General features: G+C 50.2%; 16 protein-coding genes. 5 read left to right on the top strand and 11 right to left on the bottom strand.

Annotated features, from left to right (window positions below; genetic code table 11):
* Positions 1-295: 295 nt before the first annotated feature.
* Complete coding sequence (locus L1285_RS21630) at positions 296-1,159, top strand: diacylglycerol/lipid kinase family protein (protein ID WP_235414292.1); 864 nt, start codon at positions 296-298, stop codon at positions 1,157-1,159.
* Here L1285_RS21630 and L1285_RS21625 read toward each other — a convergent pair.
* Positions 1,125-2,045, bottom strand: coding sequence for a DMT family transporter (locus L1285_RS21625; RefSeq protein ID WP_125783762.1), 921 nt, complete (start codon positions 2,043-2,045; stop codon positions 1,125-1,127). The genes L1285_RS21630 and L1285_RS21625 overlap by 35 nt on opposite strands.
* 108 nt (positions 2,046-2,153) lie before the next feature.
* Here L1285_RS21625 and L1285_RS21620 point away from each other — a divergent pair, with 108 nt between their 5' ends.
* Complete coding sequence (locus L1285_RS21620) at positions 2,154-3,602, top strand: aminotransferase-like domain-containing protein (protein ID WP_235414291.1); 1,449 nt, start codon at positions 2,154-2,156, stop codon at positions 3,600-3,602.
* A 48-nt stretch (positions 3,603-3,650) separates the two neighbouring features.
* Here L1285_RS21620 and L1285_RS21615 read toward each other — a convergent pair whose 3' ends face one another.
* A complete protein-coding gene (locus tag L1285_RS21615; protein WP_235414290.1) occupies positions 3,651-4,433 on the bottom strand; it encodes a YggN family protein in 783 nt (260 codons plus the stop codon).
* Positions 4,434-4,747: 314 nt separating this feature from the next.
* On the opposite strand from L1285_RS21615, the gene L1285_RS21610 reads away from it, so the two are divergent.
* Positions 4,748-4,930: a PA3496 family putative envelope integrity protein gene (locus L1285_RS21610; RefSeq protein ID WP_235414313.1), complete on the top strand. Its 183-nt coding sequence runs from the start codon at positions 4,748-4,750 to the stop codon at positions 4,928-4,930.
* Positions 4,931-5,032: 102 nt separating this feature from the next.
* On the opposite strand, the gene L1285_RS21605 is transcribed toward L1285_RS21610, so the two are convergent.
* Positions 5,033-5,482 (bottom strand): c-type cytochrome, encoded by a 450-nt coding sequence (locus L1285_RS21605; RefSeq protein WP_235414289.1) that lies wholly within the window; start codon positions 5,480-5,482, stop codon positions 5,033-5,035.
* Positions 5,483-5,847: 365 nt separating this feature from the next.
* Here L1285_RS21605 and L1285_RS21600 point away from each other — a divergent pair, with 365 nt between their 5' ends.
* Positions 5,848-9,900 (top strand): S8 family serine peptidase, encoded by a 4,053-nt coding sequence (locus tag L1285_RS21600; protein WP_235414288.1) that lies wholly within the window; start codon positions 5,848-5,850, stop codon positions 9,898-9,900.
* A 234-nt stretch (positions 9,901-10,134) separates the two neighbouring features.
* Here the strand turns inward: L1285_RS21600 and L1285_RS21595 are convergent, their stop codons facing one another.
* Together L1285_RS21595 and L1285_RS21590 are read right to left on the bottom strand one after the other, a co-directional pair.
* Positions 10,135-10,599 carry a DUF2721 domain-containing protein gene (locus L1285_RS21595; RefSeq protein ID WP_046005887.1) on the bottom strand — a complete coding sequence of 155 codons (465 nt, stop codon included), beginning with the start codon at positions 10,597-10,599 and terminating at the stop codon, positions 10,135-10,137.
* Positions 10,596-11,102: a TlpA family protein disulfide reductase gene (locus L1285_RS21590; protein WP_235414287.1), complete on the bottom strand. Its 507-nt coding sequence runs from the start codon at positions 11,100-11,102 to the stop codon at positions 10,596-10,598. Before L1285_RS21590 ends, L1285_RS21595 begins: the two co-directional genes overlap by 4 nt.
* 137 nt (positions 11,103-11,239) lie before the next feature.
* Between L1285_RS21590 and L1285_RS21585 the strand changes: the two genes are divergently transcribed.
* On the top strand, positions 11,240-11,665 hold the full coding sequence (locus L1285_RS21585; RefSeq protein ID WP_235414286.1) for a YqaA family protein: 426 nt from the start codon (positions 11,240-11,242) through the stop codon (positions 11,663-11,665).
* Between the two features lie 18 nt (positions 11,666-11,683).
* On the opposite strand, the gene folX is transcribed toward L1285_RS21585, so the two are convergent.
* From folX to L1285_RS21555, 6 genes are all read right to left on the bottom strand, one after another.
* Positions 11,684-12,049, bottom strand: coding sequence for a dihydroneopterin triphosphate 2'-epimerase (gene folX, locus L1285_RS21580; protein ID WP_046005884.1), 366 nt, complete (start codon positions 12,047-12,049; stop codon positions 11,684-11,686).
* A 9-nt stretch (positions 12,050-12,058) separates the two neighbouring features.
* Positions 12,059-12,613, bottom strand: coding sequence for a GTP cyclohydrolase I FolE (gene folE, locus L1285_RS21575; protein WP_209053102.1), 555 nt, complete (start codon positions 12,611-12,613; stop codon positions 12,059-12,061).
* Between the two features lie 35 nt (positions 12,614-12,648).
* The gene (folM, locus tag L1285_RS21570) at positions 12,649-13,356 is read right to left on the bottom strand and encodes a dihydromonapterin reductase (protein WP_235414285.1); all 708 of its coding nucleotides are present in this window, start codon (positions 13,354-13,356) and stop codon (positions 12,649-12,651) included.
* Between the two features lie 121 nt (positions 13,357-13,477).
* Complete coding sequence (gene nadE / locus L1285_RS21565) at positions 13,478-14,314, bottom strand: ammonia-dependent NAD(+) synthetase (RefSeq protein ID WP_235414284.1); 837 nt, start codon at positions 14,312-14,314, stop codon at positions 13,478-13,480.
* 109 nt (positions 14,315-14,423) lie between these two features.
* A complete protein-coding gene (locus L1285_RS21560; RefSeq protein ID WP_046005880.1) occupies positions 14,424-15,050 on the bottom strand; it encodes a YceH family protein in 627 nt (208 codons plus the stop codon).
* Between the two features lie 131 nt (positions 15,051-15,181).
* Complete coding sequence (locus L1285_RS21555; protein ID WP_235414283.1) at positions 15,182-18,496, bottom strand: ATP-binding protein; 3,315 nt, start codon at positions 18,494-18,496, stop codon at positions 15,182-15,184.
* Between the last annotated feature and the right edge of the window lie 36 nt (positions 18,497-18,532).

Below are 18,532 nucleotides of genomic sequence, written 5' to 3'. Positions count from 1 at the left end.
CCTCAAAATCGTTAGTAAATGCGGTCTGTATCGACATGGTTATTTTGCGTGCATTGTGGCCAAAAATAAAACGATAAAAATTACCGGTGAGAGATTAGAAAAACTAATTAAAAATTGCGCGTTAGATGCTTTTTATAGTCTCTTAAATGGTTGTTTATTCACTTTTGTGAATGATGATACTCTAATTTGTGTGTTAATTTACAATTGCTTGCCTTGTTTTTCTTTTCTCTTGGGGGTTTTTCGTGGGTAGTTATTCAGATAAATTGATTTTATTATTTTGGGGGTTAGTTGTTAGTTGTTAGTTGTTTATAAGCCCGGAGGGGGGCGAAGAACGCAGCGGCATCTACGCTGGTTACGGGCGCAGGCAAAGCAGCGCAAGATCATCATTAGCTGGTATGAGACCAGCGGGTTTTATGGCCGGGATCATGATGCTATCCGGTTGCAGGCTCAGGCCCAGAAACTGATTGTGGTTGTCGGGGGTGACGGGACCATCAACCTGGTTGTCAATGCAATGTACGGATCAGCGGCCCAGCTGGCGTGCCTGCCAGCCGGAACCGGCAATGATTTTTGTCGTCAGTTTGGTTATTCACAGCGGCAATGGCGTGCGGCGGTGTTTTCGTCACACTGTATTGCCCTGGATCTGGGGGCCATCGGCGCGCGCTATTTTGTCAATATTGCCGGCGTTGGGTTTAATGCGGAGGTGGTCAAGAGCCTGCGCGGCAATAAAAGTGTCGGGGCGCTGAGCTATGTGTGGGGCGGTATTAAACAGTTATTCTGTGCGCCGACGGTGCAACTGACAACGGCCCAGGGACCTGAATTAAAGCACGGCATGATGCTGTTGCTGGCCAATGGTCGCTTTTTTGCCGCCGGATTAAAGCCTGCGCCTCTGGCGAGCTTACAGGACGCTCAGCTGGAGTGTGTGTGGTTCTCTGCTCGTAACTGGTGGCAGCGCTTGGTGGTGTTTGCGGCTATGCTGGTGGGGTGTCATCAGCATTTACCCTGGGTGCATCGGGAAAAACGCACCCAGCTGGATATTACAACACCAGGCCTGACGGTGGAGGCCGACGGCGACCTGGTGGCTACAACCCCCGTGACCATCCGCAGCCTGCCTGGCGCTGTGCAGCTTAGGGTCTTGCCTGCGACGGTGTTGTTGGACTGAGCCAGGCACGAATGCGCTGGTACGGTGTAAGTACGATTGCATTGCCGATCAGCACCAGCGAGAACCCGATAAAAGTATTGAGCTGCCAGACAAACCCTTCAAACCAGGTGCTGAGGGTGACTGCCACCAGAGGGAACAGCACGATCAGGTAACTGGCTTTTTCCGGGCCAATGTTTTTGAGCAGGTGGAAGTAACAGGCAAACGCAATCACAGTACCAAACACCGACAAATACAGCAGCGATCCCCAGTATTGCGCGTCGGCCTCAATGCTAAATTGCAGCGGGCTGAGCGCCACATAACCGCCTAAAAACAGCGCACTATACAGCATGCCCCAGGCATTCCCCTGTAATACGCCAATCTGGCGATTGGAGTTACGAACACTGACCATGTTACCGAGCGAAGCGATAAACATACCCGCCAGCGCCAGCAGTAAACCAATAAAAGCATCGCTGCTGAGGTCGGCACTGCGCAGATCCTGCCAGAATAAACTAACGATCCCTCCAAGTCCCAGTGCTGCACCAATGTAGATGCGGCCCGCAATGGGCTTGGCAAAAAACAGTCTGGTATTGACGATATTGGCGACCAGCAAGAGTGAGAAAGCAATTGAGGCCATCGCGGACGTCAGGCTGCCTTGCGCCCAGTAGAGAAAGAGATAGTTTAAGCCAAAGTTGCCCAGCGCCAGCAACATAAAAAAGCCGTGATCAGTGAGCGAATAGCGCATCGGTGGTCGTTTGATCAGCACATAACACCACATACAGGCGGCAGAAATCGCGAAGCGGTAAAACAAAGAGACCACTTCGTCTACCGTGCCCAGCTGGAATTCAATTGCCAGCCAGGTGGAGCCCCAGATCAGGACAGTGATCGTATACAGAAAAGCATTGTTCATTCTTTCAACTCACAGGAAGGACTAGTCAGCGTGGCCAGTTTAGCGATATATTCTGTATATGCCAGATACAAAAAATGTGTTTTTAAACCTATACAGATAGGGATCGCGATGGATCATTCTACTTTTAAGCCCGATTACCTCTATCAGCAAGTCATCACCGTGGTCAAAGAGATGGTTGAGCAGGAGTTGCTGCTGCCAGGGGATAAGTTGCCGTCGCTCAGAGCCATGGCAAGCCGGCTGCGTGTAAGTATTCCTACGGTGCAACAGGCCTACCAGCAGCTTGAGATGACTGGCCTGGTGGTTGCCCGTGAAAAGTCCGGCTACTTTTTGCAAAGTGGTCATGACACAGCCACTCCCAGGCGCAGTAAATTACCTGCCAAACCTGTGATGGTGAATAAACAGCAGCTCATTGAGCAAGTATATGAGGGGATCCACCTGCCAGACGTGGCACCGCTGGGGCTCGCCAACCCGGTCGCAGCAGCCAGTCCGCAACAGGCGCTGGCCAAAAGCATGCGCCAGGCAATGCGTCAGGCTCAGGAGCGGATGCTGGATTATGGTGCTATCGATGGCCTAACAATGCTCAAAGCGCAGATAGTGCAATATTATCTGGCGCTGGGACTAACGGTGAACAGCGATGATTTGATCATCACCAATGGTGCCCAGGAGGCGATCGCCATTGCGTTGCAGTGTGTGACTCAGCCCGGTGACATCGTGGCGATAGAATCACCTTGCTACTTTGGCATTGTCGAGCTGGTAGAAAACCTGGGTCTGAAAGCGATAGAAATCCCCGTATGTCCGGACGACGGACTGTGGCTTGACGATCTCAGTGCTGCGTTGTCGCGTCATCCTATCAAAGCGTGTCTGTTTTCGACCAGTATCAATAACCCGCTGGGCAGTCAGATGCCCGAATCTCGTATGCAGCAGTTGCTGAAATTACTGCGCGCACATGACGTGGTACTCATTGAAGATGATGTGTATGGCGATTTATATTTTGGTGAGCAGCGAATAAGACCGGCGCAGTGCTTTGCAACACCCGGCGAGGTGCTGACCTGCTCGTCGTTTTCTAAAACTGTGGCACCGGGTTACCGGGTTGGCTGGATGCTGGCAGGGCCTTACAGCGCGCGGGCTAAGCGTTTTAAACGCGCGCTGAGCTGCTCGGCGCCGATGATGAATCAATGGGCGTTGGCAGATTTTATGGCCAGTGGTGAGTTTCAGCGCCATTTACGGCAATTACGCAAGCGCCTTTACGATAATAAACAGAAAATGCGCCTGGCTGTGCAAAAGTATTTTCCCGAACATGTGCGTGTCAGTGACCCAAAAGGGGGGTGTGTGTTGTGGCTGGACCTGGGCGGAGCTTACGATGGCGGGCTGTTTTTTCAGTTGGCACTGCGCGCCGGGATCAGCGTGGCGCCGGGCGCCATATTCAGCGCCTATGAGCGCTATCGCAGTTGCGTGCGGATCAGTTATGGTCTGCCCTGGAGCGCAGAAATGGAGGGCTATGTGCGCACCCTTGGCGCGCTTGTGCAGCAGGCGAAAAAGCAGCCACAACCGCAGTAAGTGAAACTCGTATATCGGTGTGGCTGACTGTACAGGGAAAACCTTGATTTAGCGATAGTTAAACAATTGATAGCCTGCTAGCTGAGGGATCATCGCACTCAGTTGTGCCTCTTGTGCTGCAATTGATTCAAATCGGCCACATAACGCGTTGGCCTGTTGCTCCAGAGCTTTTGCCTGGCCTTCGACGCGTTGCTCCAGCTCACTGCCGAGATTTTCCATGCGCTGCTCGAAGCTGTCCATGTCGCCGCCGGAGTTCACCATTTCAGATCCAATGGCAACCAACAGGCTGCCAATTGACTCCATCATGGCACCTTCTATCGCTTGTTCTATTTTTTCTTCAAACTGGTGCTCAAATTGTTCACCAAACTCATTGAAGGTTTGCTCACCCATTACAAAGGTACCTTGTTGATAAAACGCGCCTTCAATTTCTGAGTGCAGCTCGTCAATCAGCCCAGTCAAGGTATCAAAGCTATGCAAATTGAAGGCAGAGGCGACTTCCCCAATCGCGACTCCGGCCAACTCGACGCCCTGCAATGCAATGCTGGCTACTTTGGGCAGTTCGGCCCTGAGGGTGTCGGCATACGTTTGCATGGCCAGGCGCTCATCCTGGCTGAGATTAACGGGTTGATCTGCGATATACAGATAACCCTGCGCGTCTATCATCACAGGCTGACCATTGCCATTTTTGATATACACCTGGTCGGGCGTAATTTGTACATCGTTTTTAAAATCTACGGCGCACTCATCAGTACTGACAGAAAAATGTGTATCGGTATGGGCTATCGCCTGGCTAGATAAAACCAGCGTTGAAGCGAGTAAAATTGTTTTCATGCTATGTTCCTTGGGCTGTTGATGACACAGAGGAAGTAACAAAAACAGTGCCAGATTATTATGTTATTGATAAACATGGCTTTTGATTGTTTTGGTCGCTTTGCTGGCGTGCTTGTTAGTTTGTGATATGACCAAAAAGTAGTGCTTTTAACCAGTTTGTATATTGACGATTTTGGCAATAAAAAATATTTATCGTATAGATAAAAAAGTCTTGCTTTTCAGCGCCCGCATTTAGCGCTAAATACTAACTTAAGCAGTGTCAGCACAGCGTGTACTGCTGGACTATTTAGCACAATTAAGTTTTGGAGCTCATCGTGGGTAAAACATTTTCCTATGATCCGTCAGATGATGATTATGAAGACGACTTCGGGTCGTTAGACAAAGAATTACAGGCACAGCAAAAGAAGCGGGTGAAGCGCCGTCTGGATGACTATCTGGAGCAGAAACGGCTGAAACGTAATCTTGGAGAGGACGACCTAGATTTTTTAGACGATTGAGCGGGTAAACTGGCCAGTCAGGCCAACTCGACATGCCCTAGTGTGCCGAGATACAGAATTAAAGACTAAGGCAGCGCCAGCTGCCTTACTTATCTTATAAGCTTAGTCTTTGAATGAGTTGTGGCAATCTTTACAGCCTTTTGCCCAATCTTTGAATGCTGCGCCAATGACCTTTTTGTCACCTGATTGTGCTGCTACCGACAATTTTTGCGCATAGTCAGCGAAAGCTTGTGCTTTCTTATCAAACGTCGCTCTGTCAGACCAGATTGCTGGTAAAGCGTCTGTTGCGCCTTTATCAGATCCTGCCGGGAAGGCTTCCCAAGGCATTGCAGACAGCTGGGCTGCATTGTTTGCGCGCTGCTTAAAGCGCTCTGCATCAAACGGTACCTTGCCTTTGAGCATATCGCCCATATCGCCAATCTGATAACGGATCAGCTGAAACGCGGCTTTACGGTACTCGATGGCGTCTTCTGGTTTTTCGAATATTGAACTTGCTTGTACATTCAGAGCGAGTCCGCTTAGCAAACTTGTTAATAGTAACGTGATTCTCATTTTGACCCCTTAAATTAAAAAACAGCTCCTTTTCTATGCCTTTACAGAAGATATTGCAAGTCTCTTAGACGAGTTGGGTGTTCTGGACTAAGATTGATGTTCAATTTGTATGTTTTTTGTTCTTACTGCTTTACAACTTCATCAATGTGACAACATGATGGCGTGTTGGTTTACGTTTGTTTACAGTCTCAAACTTCTTAATAAACATAGGCTTGTGTCTGTTGTTGTGATTTGATTGAAAACTTTGTAACTTCTTTGTGTGTTTAATATTGTAATTAACAGTGAAGTCACACTATATTGATGGACGAATCTACTCTCTAAAACTAAAAGAAACATCTTTTACACAACAAGTCCTAGGGGAAACTATGGCCAAGTATTCATTTAAAGCCACCGCGGTAGCAACAGCGGTCTCAGGTGCATTAATGGCAGCGTCAGCGACGGCTGCGACGCAGCTTCCAACAGCACCCGCTTCTTTACAGGTAAAAGCTGAAGCACTCAGCAACCCGCAACAGGAAAGAGCAGGAGCATATCTAGTTGTTCTGAAGCAGTCTACAGCGGTTGACCTGATGTCTAAAGGTACGTACAGCAGAGCCGCAGCAAAGCATACATATGCCACCGTACAGGCCGCACAGTTTAATTTAAGAGAACAAATTCAAAAGCTTGAGCCGAGTGCTAAAGTATTGGGTTCAACCAAAGTGCTGGCTTCTACGCTGATCGTTGAGGCATCCGACAGCACCCTTGATAAACTGCGTAATGATGCTTCTGTAGAGCGTATTTTACCACTTCGAAATTCGCGACTGTTTGTTGAAGAGAGCTCAGGTTACATCGGTGCTGATGCCGTAAAACAAAACCTGAATGTTACCGGTAAAGATGTCAAAGTCGCAGTCTTGGATACTGGTATTGATTACACACACAAAGTATTTAACGAAGCCGCCGGTACAGTCGAGGCTTATGAAGCGGAAGCTGCCGACCCGACAACTGTAGCTTGGCCACAAGGCCAGGTAAAAGGGGGTTACGACTTTGTGCGTAACGACGCTGACCCGATTGAGGATGACCCTAAGTTTCGCCCGGAAGCGGATGGACTTTCTGACCACGGTACCCACGTATCACATGATGTAACGGGTATCGCACCAGATGTTGAATTGTATGTGTATTCTGTGTGTGGTGATCAGGGTTGTACCTGGGCTGCGCAGATCAACGCACTTGAGGCGGCAATGGACCCCAATGGTGATGGCGACATCAGCGACCGTGTTGACCTGATGAATATGTCACTGGGTGGCGAATTTGGTAGCACGTACACAGGCGACGGCACACAATACCTTATCCAGCGCGCGGTTGAGTTAGGTACCAATATGATCATTGCGGCCGGTAATGACGACGATATTCCGTTCCGTGTTGGTGGCCCAAGTACAACACCTAATGCAATTTCAGTTGCGTCTTTGACTCACCCTACGCTTGAGAGCCTGTTTGGTGAAGGCACAATGGCCGGTTCAGAAACTGTGATCCAGCCTGCGAGCTTTGGCCCGCAAACCGCTTTTGCCTTTACCCAAGACGATGCAGAGCTGGTTTACCCAAGCGAAAACCAAAATGGCTGTGACCTGGATGGCGGAGCAAACCCGTTTGCTGACATGGACTTTACAGGTAAAGCGGTTCTGATTGACCGTGGTGCCTGTGCTTTCACAGAGAAAGTACTTAATGCTCAGGAGCGTGGTGCAGCGCTGGTTCTGATTGCGAACAACAATGACGATGGTACACCAGCACCTATGGGTGGTAGCGATGCGGCAGTGACTATCCCGTCTGTGGGTATTAACTTTGCAGCGGGTACAGCGCTTAAAAACCAACTGCGTGATGGTGCGGCAACCTATAGCATCTCTGGTACTTTGAAATCTCAGACCGGCGGCGTGTCTGACTTCTCTTCACGTGGTCCTTCAATGGACGGTTTGTTGAAGCCTGAAATTGCGGCACCAGGTTCAGATATTCTGGCGGCGCTTCCAGGTAGCGGTGATCAGCTGCACAGAAAGTCAGGTACTTCTATGGCGAGCCCAATGGTGGCAGGTGCTGTGGCACTGATGAAAGAAGGTCGTCCTGAGCTGGATGCCTTTGAAATCAAAGCAATGCTGATGAACACTGCCAACCTGGATATCCATGTAGATTCATTGAATGTTGACCCTGAGTCACCACTGGCGCCAATCAGCCGCATCGGTGCGGGTCTGGTTGATGTTGAAAAAGCGATTGCGTCGCCTGTGGCTGCCTGGGTAGATCTGCCAGAGTTTGATACTAAGCAAGCGGCTCTGTCGTTTGGTGCTAAACGTCTTGCAGAGACTAAAACCTATACTAAGTCTGTCGTGTTACGTAACTTCTCAAATGAAGAGCGCACTTATAACTTGCGTATGGAGCACCGCTATCAGAACGATGTGGACTCTGGCGCAGTGATGTTTGAGCACCCGCAGACAGTAGTTGTACCAGCAAATCAGACAATCCTGATTGACGTTGATATGACCATAGATCCAAGCAAGCTGCCTGAGTTTGGCATCATGAACCCGTTCGACAATGACGAACTGGCACAAGGTGTTGCAGCACTGGATTTAGCTGAGTACGACGGTGCCTTAATCTTTGATGATGCGGCAACAGATGGCGACCATGATTTGCATGTTGTTTACCATGTACTGCCAAAAGCAGCAGAGGAAGCTGAGTTTGGTATCGAAGCCGGCGAGGAAATGTCTCACCTGATGGTTAAGAACACCGGTGCTGTGGCTATCTCGGGTATGGCTGAGCAAGTTGTGGCAATCAGTGAAGATGATAACCGTCAATTTGACATCAAGTCGGTTACAACCGCAGCATTCCAGAGCGATAACTGTGAGTCAGGCATTTTCACAACTTTCTCTATTCAGTTACAGGATGGACTTAACCACCTGCGTCAAGCTGGCTACCGTATGGAGTTTGATCTTAACAACGACGGTATTGCTGATAAGTTCATGACGAACCTGAACGATGTTGGTGACAATGCCGCGGTGCGTGGTCGTAGCCGTACACTGATTGGCTCAATCGTTGATGGCGAGGATCAGTGGGAATGGGGTACGCCTATGTTACATGAGTCTGGTGAAGACACTGTAACATTTGCTGCGTGTACTGAATCACTGGGGCTGAATGCAGACGCGGTTGGCATGCCAATTGGTGTTCAGGCGTTTGTTGGTCAGGAAAACTACGATGTTGGTATCTGGGATAAGCCGACTGATTCAGTAAGTGGTGGCTTTATCTTTGGTATGAACCCGACGGTCACGCTGAAAGACAGTGAAGATCAAGCACTAAGAGAGTTGGCACCAGGTGAAAAAGCGATGGTTGAGTTCGATATGCCATTTGCGTTCACATCCACTACAAGCACAAACGTCATGGCAGTTGTTCCAGGTGACTTGGACGTACCAGCACTACCTGAACTGGTTGTTGACGGTGACTTGAGCGTAAGCGAAAACGCTGAGCCAATGCCTGTTGCAACGGTTACCTTCGGTGCTGAGTCTCCTGCGTTCCCAATTATGGGTTACCGTATAGAAGGCATGCACGCAGACAGCTTCGCGATTGACAATAAGGGCGTTATCTCACTGGTAAGCTCTGAAAACCTAGACGTTGAGATGGGCGTTGAAAGCGTAGAGCTGAAAGTGATGGCGATGGACACTCTGGGTTCTTCAACCATGACTGACATTGAAATCGCAGTGACCAATGAGCATGACGAGATGCCAGTGGTTGCACACGGCCAAGTGTTCAGCATGATGGACGGTGCACCAGCCGGTACTGTTGTTGGTATGCTTGATTACGCTGTATTTGAAAGCGCAGCTGATGGCATTGTTGGTGGTACTGTAGAGGGTACTGACCTGTTTGAAATCAACGAGAAAGGTGAACTGGTAACAACAGCTGAAATCAACCAGCTGGCAGTGCCGAGCTATACCTTCAAAGTAATGGTTGAAGACAGCGTAGGTCTGAAGTCTGAGATGGTTGACGTAACGGTTGATGTTGTACTGAACCCTGCACTGCACTCACCAGTGGTTGACCACGGTCAAATCTTCTCAGTAACTGAAAACGCTCAGCTAGGTACTGTTATCGGCAGACTGGCTTACTCTGACCCAGATGCAGATGTATCACCTGTAACTGAGTTCATCGTAACGGGTACTAATCTGTTCACTGTTGACGCTGATGGCGCCGTCCGTGTGAGCGGCGAAATTGACTTCGAATTTGAAAAAGAAGTGAGCTTCCAGGTTCAGGCGAAAGACTCTGCACAGTTTGTATCAGAGGTTGTAACTGTACGTGTTAACGTGACTAACGTGACTGGTGGTGATGACAATGACGACGACGATTCAGGTTCACTGGCTTGGTTGACGTTACTTGCAGCACCGTTTGCAGCGCTACGTCGCCGTAAGCGTAAATAAGCAACTAATTAAGCATTAGTTGAAAAAGCCGCTCCGGGTTCGCTCGGGGCGGTTTTTTTATGGCTGAGCGCCGAAGGAGCAGGATTGGCGCTATCACGGTTAGTAATAGCGCTATCCATTGTGAGCGTCATAAGGTGATGGATGGACAGGAGAAGTATTCGCTCAGGCTGCTCTCACAGCCCGGGCATTAATGAAAAGGTTGGGTGTTTGGGTCACGCATCGTAAATGAGCAGGTTATTCCCCGATATCCTTGAATATCATGCCACGCCGCATACTGCGAGTGGCCAGAAAAACCTCAGCGAGTAACGCCAAAAATGCGCAGATCAACAGCAGCATGGCGGCAATAAAACAGCTCGACAGGGTTACGCCCAGTGATAGGGTATACAGGTGAGACACAAACAGCACCATGACCACGGCGCACACTAACAGCGCAGACAGCACGCTCATGCTAAAAGCCACATGAATATAGCGCGAACGTTTAAGTAAAGCGCGCATTTCACGGGTAAGGTGATCTTTTAGCTCTTCATCCTGGCTGTTGTTTAATTTACGGTCCAGCAATCGGGCTCGGTCGGTGATCCGCGCCAAACGATTTGATAAGACCCCCAAAGTGGCTGCAATACCGGTGATCAAAAAAACCGGTGCTACCGCGGTTTGGATCACCTTGGCCATCGTTAGTATGCTGACAACATCCCCATTCATCGCCAGCGTACCTGCTCAATGACCCCCGGCTGTTCACCAATCAGTGTATTCACGACCCGATTGTGCTCGTCCAGCATGATCAGGCGCGGGATCCCTTTATTGGCGTAGTGCTGGTAAATGACGCGATCGGGGTCGGCAACCAGCTGAAAGTCGATACCAAAGGATGTTCGGAATGCTTTGAGTGTATCGGCATCTTCTTCACGGCCTATGGCAATGATCTGCAGCGTGGGATCCGTCAGCAACGCAGACGCCTTGAGTTCATTCAGGGTGCGTTGAGAGTCAGAACACCAGGTGGCAAAAAGAATTACCAGCTTCTTTCTCTGGGCCAGCACGACTGGTTGGCCATCTATATTGGTCAGCTGAGTATGCTTGAAGGTGTCACCCGGATTGATGTAAGTTTCATACCCCTTTGCATGGGGGGCGGGCTGCTGTGTGGTATGACAGGCGCTAAGCTGGCTGCCCAGCGCAGTTATCAAAGCAGCCATGGCGAGACGTTTTATCATTATTGTGGTCCTTGCGTTACAATGCTCCCCATTAATGCGTATTTTTCAGGTGAGTGCAAGTTTCAACGACGTATCTTAGGATGCGCCTAAACACACCCATCTGAACCCATCAGAGTTCATTTCAGAGTGTCACAACCATGTTGTATGTTTCTTTGTTCTTTTCGGCGTTGCTCTCCGCAACCTTATTGCCTGCCTCTTCGGAGTTGCTGCTGAGTGGGTTGGTTGTAAAGCAGCAGGGGGCGCTGTTGATGCTGTGGCTCAGTGCAACGGCTGGCAACGTGCTAGGCAGTGTGATTAATTATTACTTGGGCACTATGGTGAGCCGAGTTGAAAACAAACGCTGGTTTCCCGTTTCCAGACCAGCAATGGACAAGGCACAGCGGCAATTTCAGAAATATGGGGTGTATAGCCTGCTGTTTGCCTGGCTGCCCGTGGTGGGCGATCCGCTCACGCTGGTTGCCGGTGTATTCCGTACCCGGTTTAGCCTTTTCCTGTTGCTGGTGACTGTGGGTAAGGGTCTGCGATATGCGGTGGTGATAGGGCTGGCAGCCAAATTGATATAAGTGGCTGCCAGGTTGTGCTTAGGCGGGTTTGCGCCATTCAAGGGTCAGAGAAACTGAGTCCGCAAAGCGCAGTGCATGCGGTTTATCAACCCTGACCTTGGCATAGCTGACGTCCGGGTGCTGATGACACTCCGTCAGAATGTCGGCGACCAGCTTCTCTAACAACAGGAAGTGGCCATCTTCGACTTTCGCGATCACCGCTTTGGTAATGGTTTTGTAGTTCAGCGCGTGGCCAACCTCATCGTGGAACAGGCACTCCGCATCAGCCGGGTAGTGGATCTCGATATTGATCACCACGTCCTGTTTTTTCTCTCTTTCTTCTTGATTGAAACCAATGAAAGTACGTAACCTCAGGTTCGTAATATTGATGATGGCCGTGTGCATAAGCGGTCCTTAGCGTTTCAGTAGTTGTAGGAATTCATTGCGTGTTTTGGCATCTTCTCGGAAGTTACCCAGCATGACAGAGGTGCGCATCTGTGAGTTTTGTTTCTCAACGCCACGCATCATCATACACATATGCTTTGCCTCAATAACCACACCGACACCGCGCGCTCCGGTTACTTCCTCTACAGCTTTGGCAATTTGGTGCGTCAGCTGTTCCTGGATCTGAAAGCGGCGTGCGTACATATCAACAATGCGTGCAAACTTAGATAAGCCTAACACCTTACCATTGGGAATGTAAGCAATGTGGGCGCGCCCGACAAAAGGCAGCAAGTGGTGTTCGCACATAGAATACAGCTCAATGTCCTGGATCAGCACCATGTCATCGGCGTCAGAGCTAAACACCGCGTTGTTAGTCACATCACTAAGCTCCTGACGATAGCCCTGAGTCAGGTATTCCATTGCCTTGGCAGCACGTTTGGGGGTATCGAGCAGCCCTTCACGGTCTTTGTCCTCGCCAACGGCGGAAATGATCTGTTGAAAACTGCTCTTTAATTCTTCATGCATAATAAAACTCACTGTAGTTGATTCGCTCAGGCCCGCTATTTCAGGTGGCGGCCTCCGTCAACGGCCAAAGTACGGCCGGTGATGTAATTACTTTTACGCAGCAACTCGATGGCGTCGATCACTTCGCGACAACCCGGTTCTATGCCCATAATGGATTTTTTCAGTGTTTTCGCCTTGTATTCCTCACTGTCATCTTGATTAAAAATGATCAGTGACGGGGCCACCGAGTTTACTTTGATATCCGGCGCATACTTGGCTGCAAAGGAGCGGCTGAGGTTATCCAGCGCCGCTTTGCTGGCCGCGTAGGCAATATGTTTCGGGCTGCCTTTTTCGACCACATAATCCGTAATATGAATGACGTCCGCTGTTTCATGATAATTTTGCAGCAAAGGCGCCAGGCCCATATTCAGCAGATATGGCACTTTGGCGTGAATGTGCATCATGGCATCAAACAGGGCATTGTGGTCCGGGTTGCGCGCTTCGCAATCCCAGCTGGACGCATTGTGTACCACGGCGCTCAGCGTATCAGTATGTTGCTGAACCTGAGCGATTAAAGCGTCAACGGCTCCGGCTTGATTAAAATCGGCCTGGATACAGATCACGCCCTGTTTCGTCAGGGTGTCGATGACCGGGTGTTTAGTGCGATATGTCATGATCACCGGGATATCTTCAGCAACAAAGTGCTGAACCATCGCCAGCCCAATACGCTGTGCGGCTCCGGTGATCAAAATGGGCGCTGTCATTGGCATCTATCCTTCTTTGCAAATTGAACGGGTGGCGGGTGATCCCGCGTTTGTACCTGTAGTGCGTCTGGCCTTGTACGTGGTGCAGCGCAGGCCAGATCACTCAGACTACATTGGGGTATTACTCATGGTCGTAGATAGTTGGTATGGGCTGGCGCTTGTGTTGTGTTTTTTGATAAATATCGATCAGCAGCTGTTCAACATCCAGACTGATGGGTTTACCTTCCAGAAAGTCATCAATGTCATCATAACTCAGACCCAGCGCCTCTTCGTCGGCAAGACCCGGGCGGTCACACTCTAAGTCCGCGGTGGGGGTTTTATGCACTAATGATTGCGGTGCACCCAAGTGATCGGCCAATGCACGCACCTGACGTTTAGACAGACCAAATAGCGGGGCTAAATCACAGGCACCGTCGCCAAACTTGGTATAGAAACCGGTGATATTTTCTGCGCTATGATCGGTACCAACCACCAGGCCGCGTGTCAGTCCTGCTATCTCATACTGAGCAACCATGCGCTGTCTGGCTTTGACATTACCCTTCACAAAATCGACCAGAGCGGCACTGGGTAACTGGGTATCGCTGAGCTGCATCGCCTGAATTGCCTGCTCATGCATGGCATCGGCTGCGGCTTTGATATTAACGGTCAGGCGCTTACTGGGCTGAATAAACTCCAGCGCCTGCTGTGCTTCGTCTTCATCAGCCTGGGTGCCGTATGGCAAGCGCATGGCAATAAACTGATATCCCTGGCGACCTTGTTCTGCATTCAACTCGTCAATGGCCAGCTGGCATAAGCGACCACAAGTCGACGAGTCAACACCGCCACTGATCCCCAGTACCAGACTGTGGCAATGGGCTGAGATCAGGGTTTGTTTAATAAACTGAACACGTCGGGCAACTTCTGCCGCAACATCAATGGTTGGCTGAACTTTCATTTCAGCAATGATAGCTTCACGCATGGGGACTCCCTCTGACCTGCCGTATTATATCCGGTTGGTCTAATAATGACTGATTGTTCTAAGTTTACTTGAAATTATGACAGATTAGATCTGTTTCTTGCCGTGATAGTTACAAACCCAGGTGCTGCTTGATAGTCTGTAGTTCCTGCTTAAGCTGATCGATTTCCTGCAGGAGTTCATCCAGGTTCACGACCGGCTCTGCACCGGGTGTGCTCATCTGCTCACTGAGCGCATTGTCTTCAATGTCACCGAACAGGTGCTGATAGCGCGCTTCGCGTTTACCGGGCTCTCTGGCCAGGCGTGTGGCAAGTTCTTGCTGTATCAGTGCGTTGAGTGCCGCTTCTACCTCACCGACCGTGGCGAACTCCGCCAGCCGACCGCTGCGAGTGCGCAGTTCGCCGGGGGTCTGTGGTCCGCGTAACAGCAGCAAGCAAACAATGGCCCGTTGTTGTTCGGTGAGCTGCAAGCTACCGAATTCGCTATTACAAAATCGATGTTGGTACTTACTTACCCTTCCGGAGAAACCTTCATCGCAGACCACTATGCGCTTTTGTTCTAGCTGTGTCAGTGTGTCCAGCACCTCTGACTCTGACAGTGACATCACAGGCTCGCGGTTCGATTTTTGATTGCAGGCATTGGTCAGTGCGTTGAGTGACAACGGATACTGATCTGGGGTCGTGGTTTGCTTCTCCAGCAGGCAGCCAATGATCCGTTGTTCAATCTTGGATAAGTTCATATTCATTCCCTATATGATGTGCTGCCGCACAGTGCAGCACATCAGGTTAGTTTTCATGACTTTACTCTATGCGATTTACAAGACCTTGCATAGTGGCCTCAGGTGAATAGCGGGTATTTTCAGGATGCGGTTTAGCAGGTTTTTGCTTCATCCACCCACCGCTGTAGCATTTTACTTAGCGCCGCAAAGTTAATTGGCTTACTCAGGTAGGCATCCATACCGGCAGCCAGGCATTTTTCTTCGTCGCCCTCCATCGCATTGGCCGTCAGTGCGATAATGGGAGTTTGCTGGTGTTGTTCACCGGCCACGCCGGCGCGGATTTCTCTTGTTGCCGTGTAGCCATCCATCTCAGGCATTTGGCAATCCATCAGGATAATGGCATAGGACTCGTCGCGCACTTTGAGGTGGTTAAGGGCGGCCAGGCCATTGTGTGCGCAGGTTACATGGGCGCCCAACTTCTCAAGCAGGGTGGTTGCCACGGTTTGGTTGATCTTGTTGTCTTCGACCAGCAAGATGTCGACATCCAGGCATACATCGTCAACAGTTTTAGCGGCCAGTTGCTCTTTGCGTTTCACCAGTGACAATGCATTAGCGGGGGTGAGTGGCGCAAGCAACACATTATTGGACGAAAACTGTGGCCAGGCTTGAGTCTGCGCCATGTTTTTACATAGCAGTGCATAGCTTAGCTGCTTGGTTTTGATGTGCTTCAGCAAGCGGTTGATGTCAGATTCCGGTGTATCGTTCAGTACGTCAGTGGCGATGATCAGGGCAGGCCGCTGCGATGGTGCTTCTTCATATACCGCAAGCATATGTGTAACGCTTTCAAAATGCTCGCTGGGTATGTGCCAGGCATCCAGCATATGCCGAGCAGCCAGGTCGGATGCGCAGTGGGCATCTATGACATACAGGCTGTCATTATTGGTATCCAGCGCACGGATCGGCTGAGGATCAGTGAGTTCAATGTAAAAGGTAAAAGTGCTGCCTAAATTGGGTTTGCTGTAGGCATTAAGTGCGCCACCCATCAGCTCACACAATTGCCTTGCTATCGTTAAACCCAGCCCGGTCCCACCAAATTTGCGGGTAGTTGAAGGGTCAGCCTGGGTGAAGGAGTCAAAGATCTTACTCAGCTGCTGTTTACTGATCCCGATCCCTGTGTCTTCAACACTGCACCAAAGGCGTGTCTGCTCGTTGGTACGCTCCGTATAACAGGTCAATGTCACTTTGCCGTTTTCAGTGAACTTAACGGCGTTGCTGATCAGGTTATTAAGAATTTGCTTGAGCCGGTGTGGGTCGGTTTTGGCGTGCTGATATTGCATATTCCGGCTGTCAATAAACAGCTCAGTTTGCTGATCATTGGCACGCGGGGCAAAGGCGGCAAAACAGTCACTGATGATCTGGATAAGATCGCATTCAATTTGCTCAATATTGAGCTTACCCGCCTCAATTTTAGAGAAGTCTAGGATGTCGTTAATAATCGTCAGTAATGACTCCGCAGAGCTTTGTGCCAGTGCCAGGTTGCGCTGCTGCGTATCTGTCAGCTGTGAATTACCGAGGATCTCGAGCATACCTATGATGCCATTCATCGGTGTGCGGATCTCATGGCTCATACTGGCCAGGAAGTCGGCCTTGATTTTGGCTGATTGCTCCGCCAGCTCCTTTTCTATAATGGCTTTGCGCTTTGCTTGCTGTTGCTGCTGACCACTGAACAAACTCGCCAGCATTGCGGCAATGGCGTGAATAAAACGCCTGTCACTGTCGGTCCAGTCCGGGTACGGGTCGCCGTATTCAGTGCAGAGTATGCCGCACACTGCACCGCGATGCAGGATAGGCATGACCAACATGGCTTCGACCTCAAAGGGGTCGAGATATTGATCGGCCAGTGGTCGGGTTATCGGGTGCTTGGTTGCCATGCTGGCCTCAATCACCTGCTTGCTGAGCACCGCTGAAAACAGGCCTGGCAGGGTGGCTTTGCGCCAGGGAGGGAAGTGTTGCAGGCTATCTCGTCGGGTATTACTAAAGCAAGTGGGATAGAGCAGCGCGTGATCTTCGCTGAGTAGCCAGATACTGGCACGTGAAGCGCGTGCGGCTTGGCACACGGCATCGGTACACAGTTCCTGAGCCCGCTCAGTGTGATTATTGAGGATGGCTTCATGGGTACTTAGCTGCGCCAGCAGCTCGTTATTTCTGGCCACTTTTTCGTGTTCAATGGCCATCAGTTTGCGGTCGTTGATATTTTGTACTGAGCCAAACACCTGCAAGGTCCAGCCGTTATGCTGCTTGGCCTGAGCCTTAACGAGCACCCAACATTCTTGTCCTTTATGTGGCTGTACAATGAACTCAGCCTCAAAAGGCTTACCGTATTTGATCGCCTGATTCATATGATCCTGAAATTTCTTGCGATGCGGACCTTCTTTGAAAAACTCTGTGCTGCTCATCCAGGTAGGTTGATAATCCGGTGGTACGGCAAAAATCTGACGGGTGACTTCCGACAAGGTGATTTGGTGAGTTGCCAGGTCCACCGACCAGGCACCGACTTTGGCCAATGAGCCCATGTTGGTCAGCGCACTGGTCTTGCTTTTAAGTTCAGAGAGCAGCCGGGTGTAAAACGAAAAAGCGAACAAAAAGAACAGCACTATGGTTAGTAATGCAAGCCGAAATGGCCACAATGCGGCGGAAGACGCTTTCCAGCCGTAGCGGGGAGCTGCATACATTACCCAGCTGCCCGATGGCACATGAATGGTAAATGCGAGCGGGTTGTGCTCCTGTATGGTGGGCGAGCCATAGAAATATTCGCCGCTTTCACCCAGGCCATTTTTGCCCTGAATGGCGATCAGGTAATCCCCTTCGAGCTTGTTCAGTGACACTTGCTCGTACAGTTTAGGCATATCAATCACAACCGACAACAGGCCCCAGAACTGGTCCTTATCAACATACACCGGGACTCGCGCGATCAACGCCATACCGCCCTGGACCAGCTCAAGCGGCCCGGCCAGCACGATGGTGCGAGAGTCGCGGGCTTTGATGGCGTCTTTCTTTTGCTCTGGATGAGTAAGGTAATTGAGCCCGATGGCTTTTTCATTGCCCTCGAGCGGGTAGATCATTTGTAGCACCATGTCCGGTGCCGCACCAACATTACGCAGCACCTGGCTGGTCTCAAAGAGCGGGGCGGCAAAGCGCTCAAACTGCGCTTGATTGAGGTTTGGTTGTGGCGCCAATGCAATGGCTAACCCTCGGACCAGCTGAATATTAGACGCCAGCGTGCCTTCAAGCTGGGTGCGATAGACATTGAGCTCTTCAAACGTACGGTTTTTTTCCACTTCAATCAGGCGTCGCTCGTTAACGCCATCTATGTACCAACCCGCCGCCAGGATCACCAATAAAAGTGCGCCCACCATAAAGCGGGTTAAAAAAGCTTTCCTTGACGACAGCACGTTTATGGTTTGCATGTAAACATGAAAAAGTATCCTTGAATCATTTAACTA

This window comes from Pseudoalteromonas sp. DL2-H2.2 (assembly GCF_021532535.1).
Lineage (GTDB): Bacteria > Pseudomonadota > Gammaproteobacteria > Enterobacterales > Alteromonadaceae > Pseudoalteromonas > Pseudoalteromonas rubra_A.
Note: the sequence above shows the minus strand (reverse complement) of the source record. Positions and strands in the feature narration are given on the sequence as shown.

What these genes read in the sequence shown, in the direction of transcription:
- L1285_RS21625 (WP_125783762.1), bottom strand. Translation starts at nt 2,045, where the DNA reads ATGAACAATGCTTTTCTGTATACGATCACTGTCCTGATCTGGGGCTCC.
- L1285_RS21620 (WP_235414291.1), top strand. Translation starts at nt 2,154, where the DNA reads ATGGATCATTCTACTTTTAAGCCCGATTACCTCTATCAGCAAGTCATC.
- L1285_RS21615 (WP_235414290.1), bottom strand. Translation starts at nt 4,433, where the DNA reads ATGAAAACAATTTTACTCGCTTCAACGCTGGTTTTATCTAGCCAGGCG.
- L1285_RS21605 (WP_235414289.1), bottom strand. Translation starts at nt 5,482, where the DNA reads ATGAGAATCACGTTACTATTAACAAGTTTGCTAAGCGGACTCGCTCTG.
- L1285_RS21600 (WP_235414288.1), top strand. Translation starts at nt 5,848, where the DNA reads ATGGCCAAGTATTCATTTAAAGCCACCGCGGTAGCAACAGCGGTCTCA.
- L1285_RS21595 (WP_046005887.1), bottom strand. Translation starts at nt 10,599, where the DNA reads ATGAATGGGGATGTTGTCAGCATACTAACGATGGCCAAGGTGATCCAA.
- L1285_RS21590 (WP_235414287.1), bottom strand. Translation starts at nt 11,102, where the DNA reads ATGATAAAACGTCTCGCCATGGCTGCTTTGATAACTGCGCTGGGCAGC.
- L1285_RS21585 (WP_235414286.1), top strand. Translation starts at nt 11,240, where the DNA reads ATGTTGTATGTTTCTTTGTTCTTTTCGGCGTTGCTCTCCGCAACCTTA.
- folX (WP_046005884.1), bottom strand. Translation starts at nt 12,049, where the DNA reads ATGCACACGGCCATCATCAATATTACGAACCTGAGGTTACGTACTTTC.
- folE (WP_209053102.1), bottom strand. Translation starts at nt 12,613, where the DNA reads ATGCATGAAGAATTAAAGAGCAGTTTTCAACAGATCATTTCCGCCGTT.
- folM (WP_235414285.1), bottom strand. Translation starts at nt 13,356, where the DNA reads ATGACAGCGCCCATTTTGATCACCGGAGCCGCACAGCGTATTGGGCTG.
- nadE (WP_235414284.1), bottom strand. Translation starts at nt 14,314, where the DNA reads ATGCGTGAAGCTATCATTGCTGAAATGAAAGTTCAGCCAACCATTGAT.
- L1285_RS21560 (WP_046005880.1), bottom strand. Translation starts at nt 15,050, where the DNA reads ATGAACTTATCCAAGATTGAACAACGGATCATTGGCTGCCTGCTGGAG.
- L1285_RS21555 (WP_235414283.1), bottom strand. Translation starts at nt 18,496, where the DNA reads ATGCAAACCATAAACGTGCTGTCGTCAAGGAAAGCTTTTTTAACCCGC.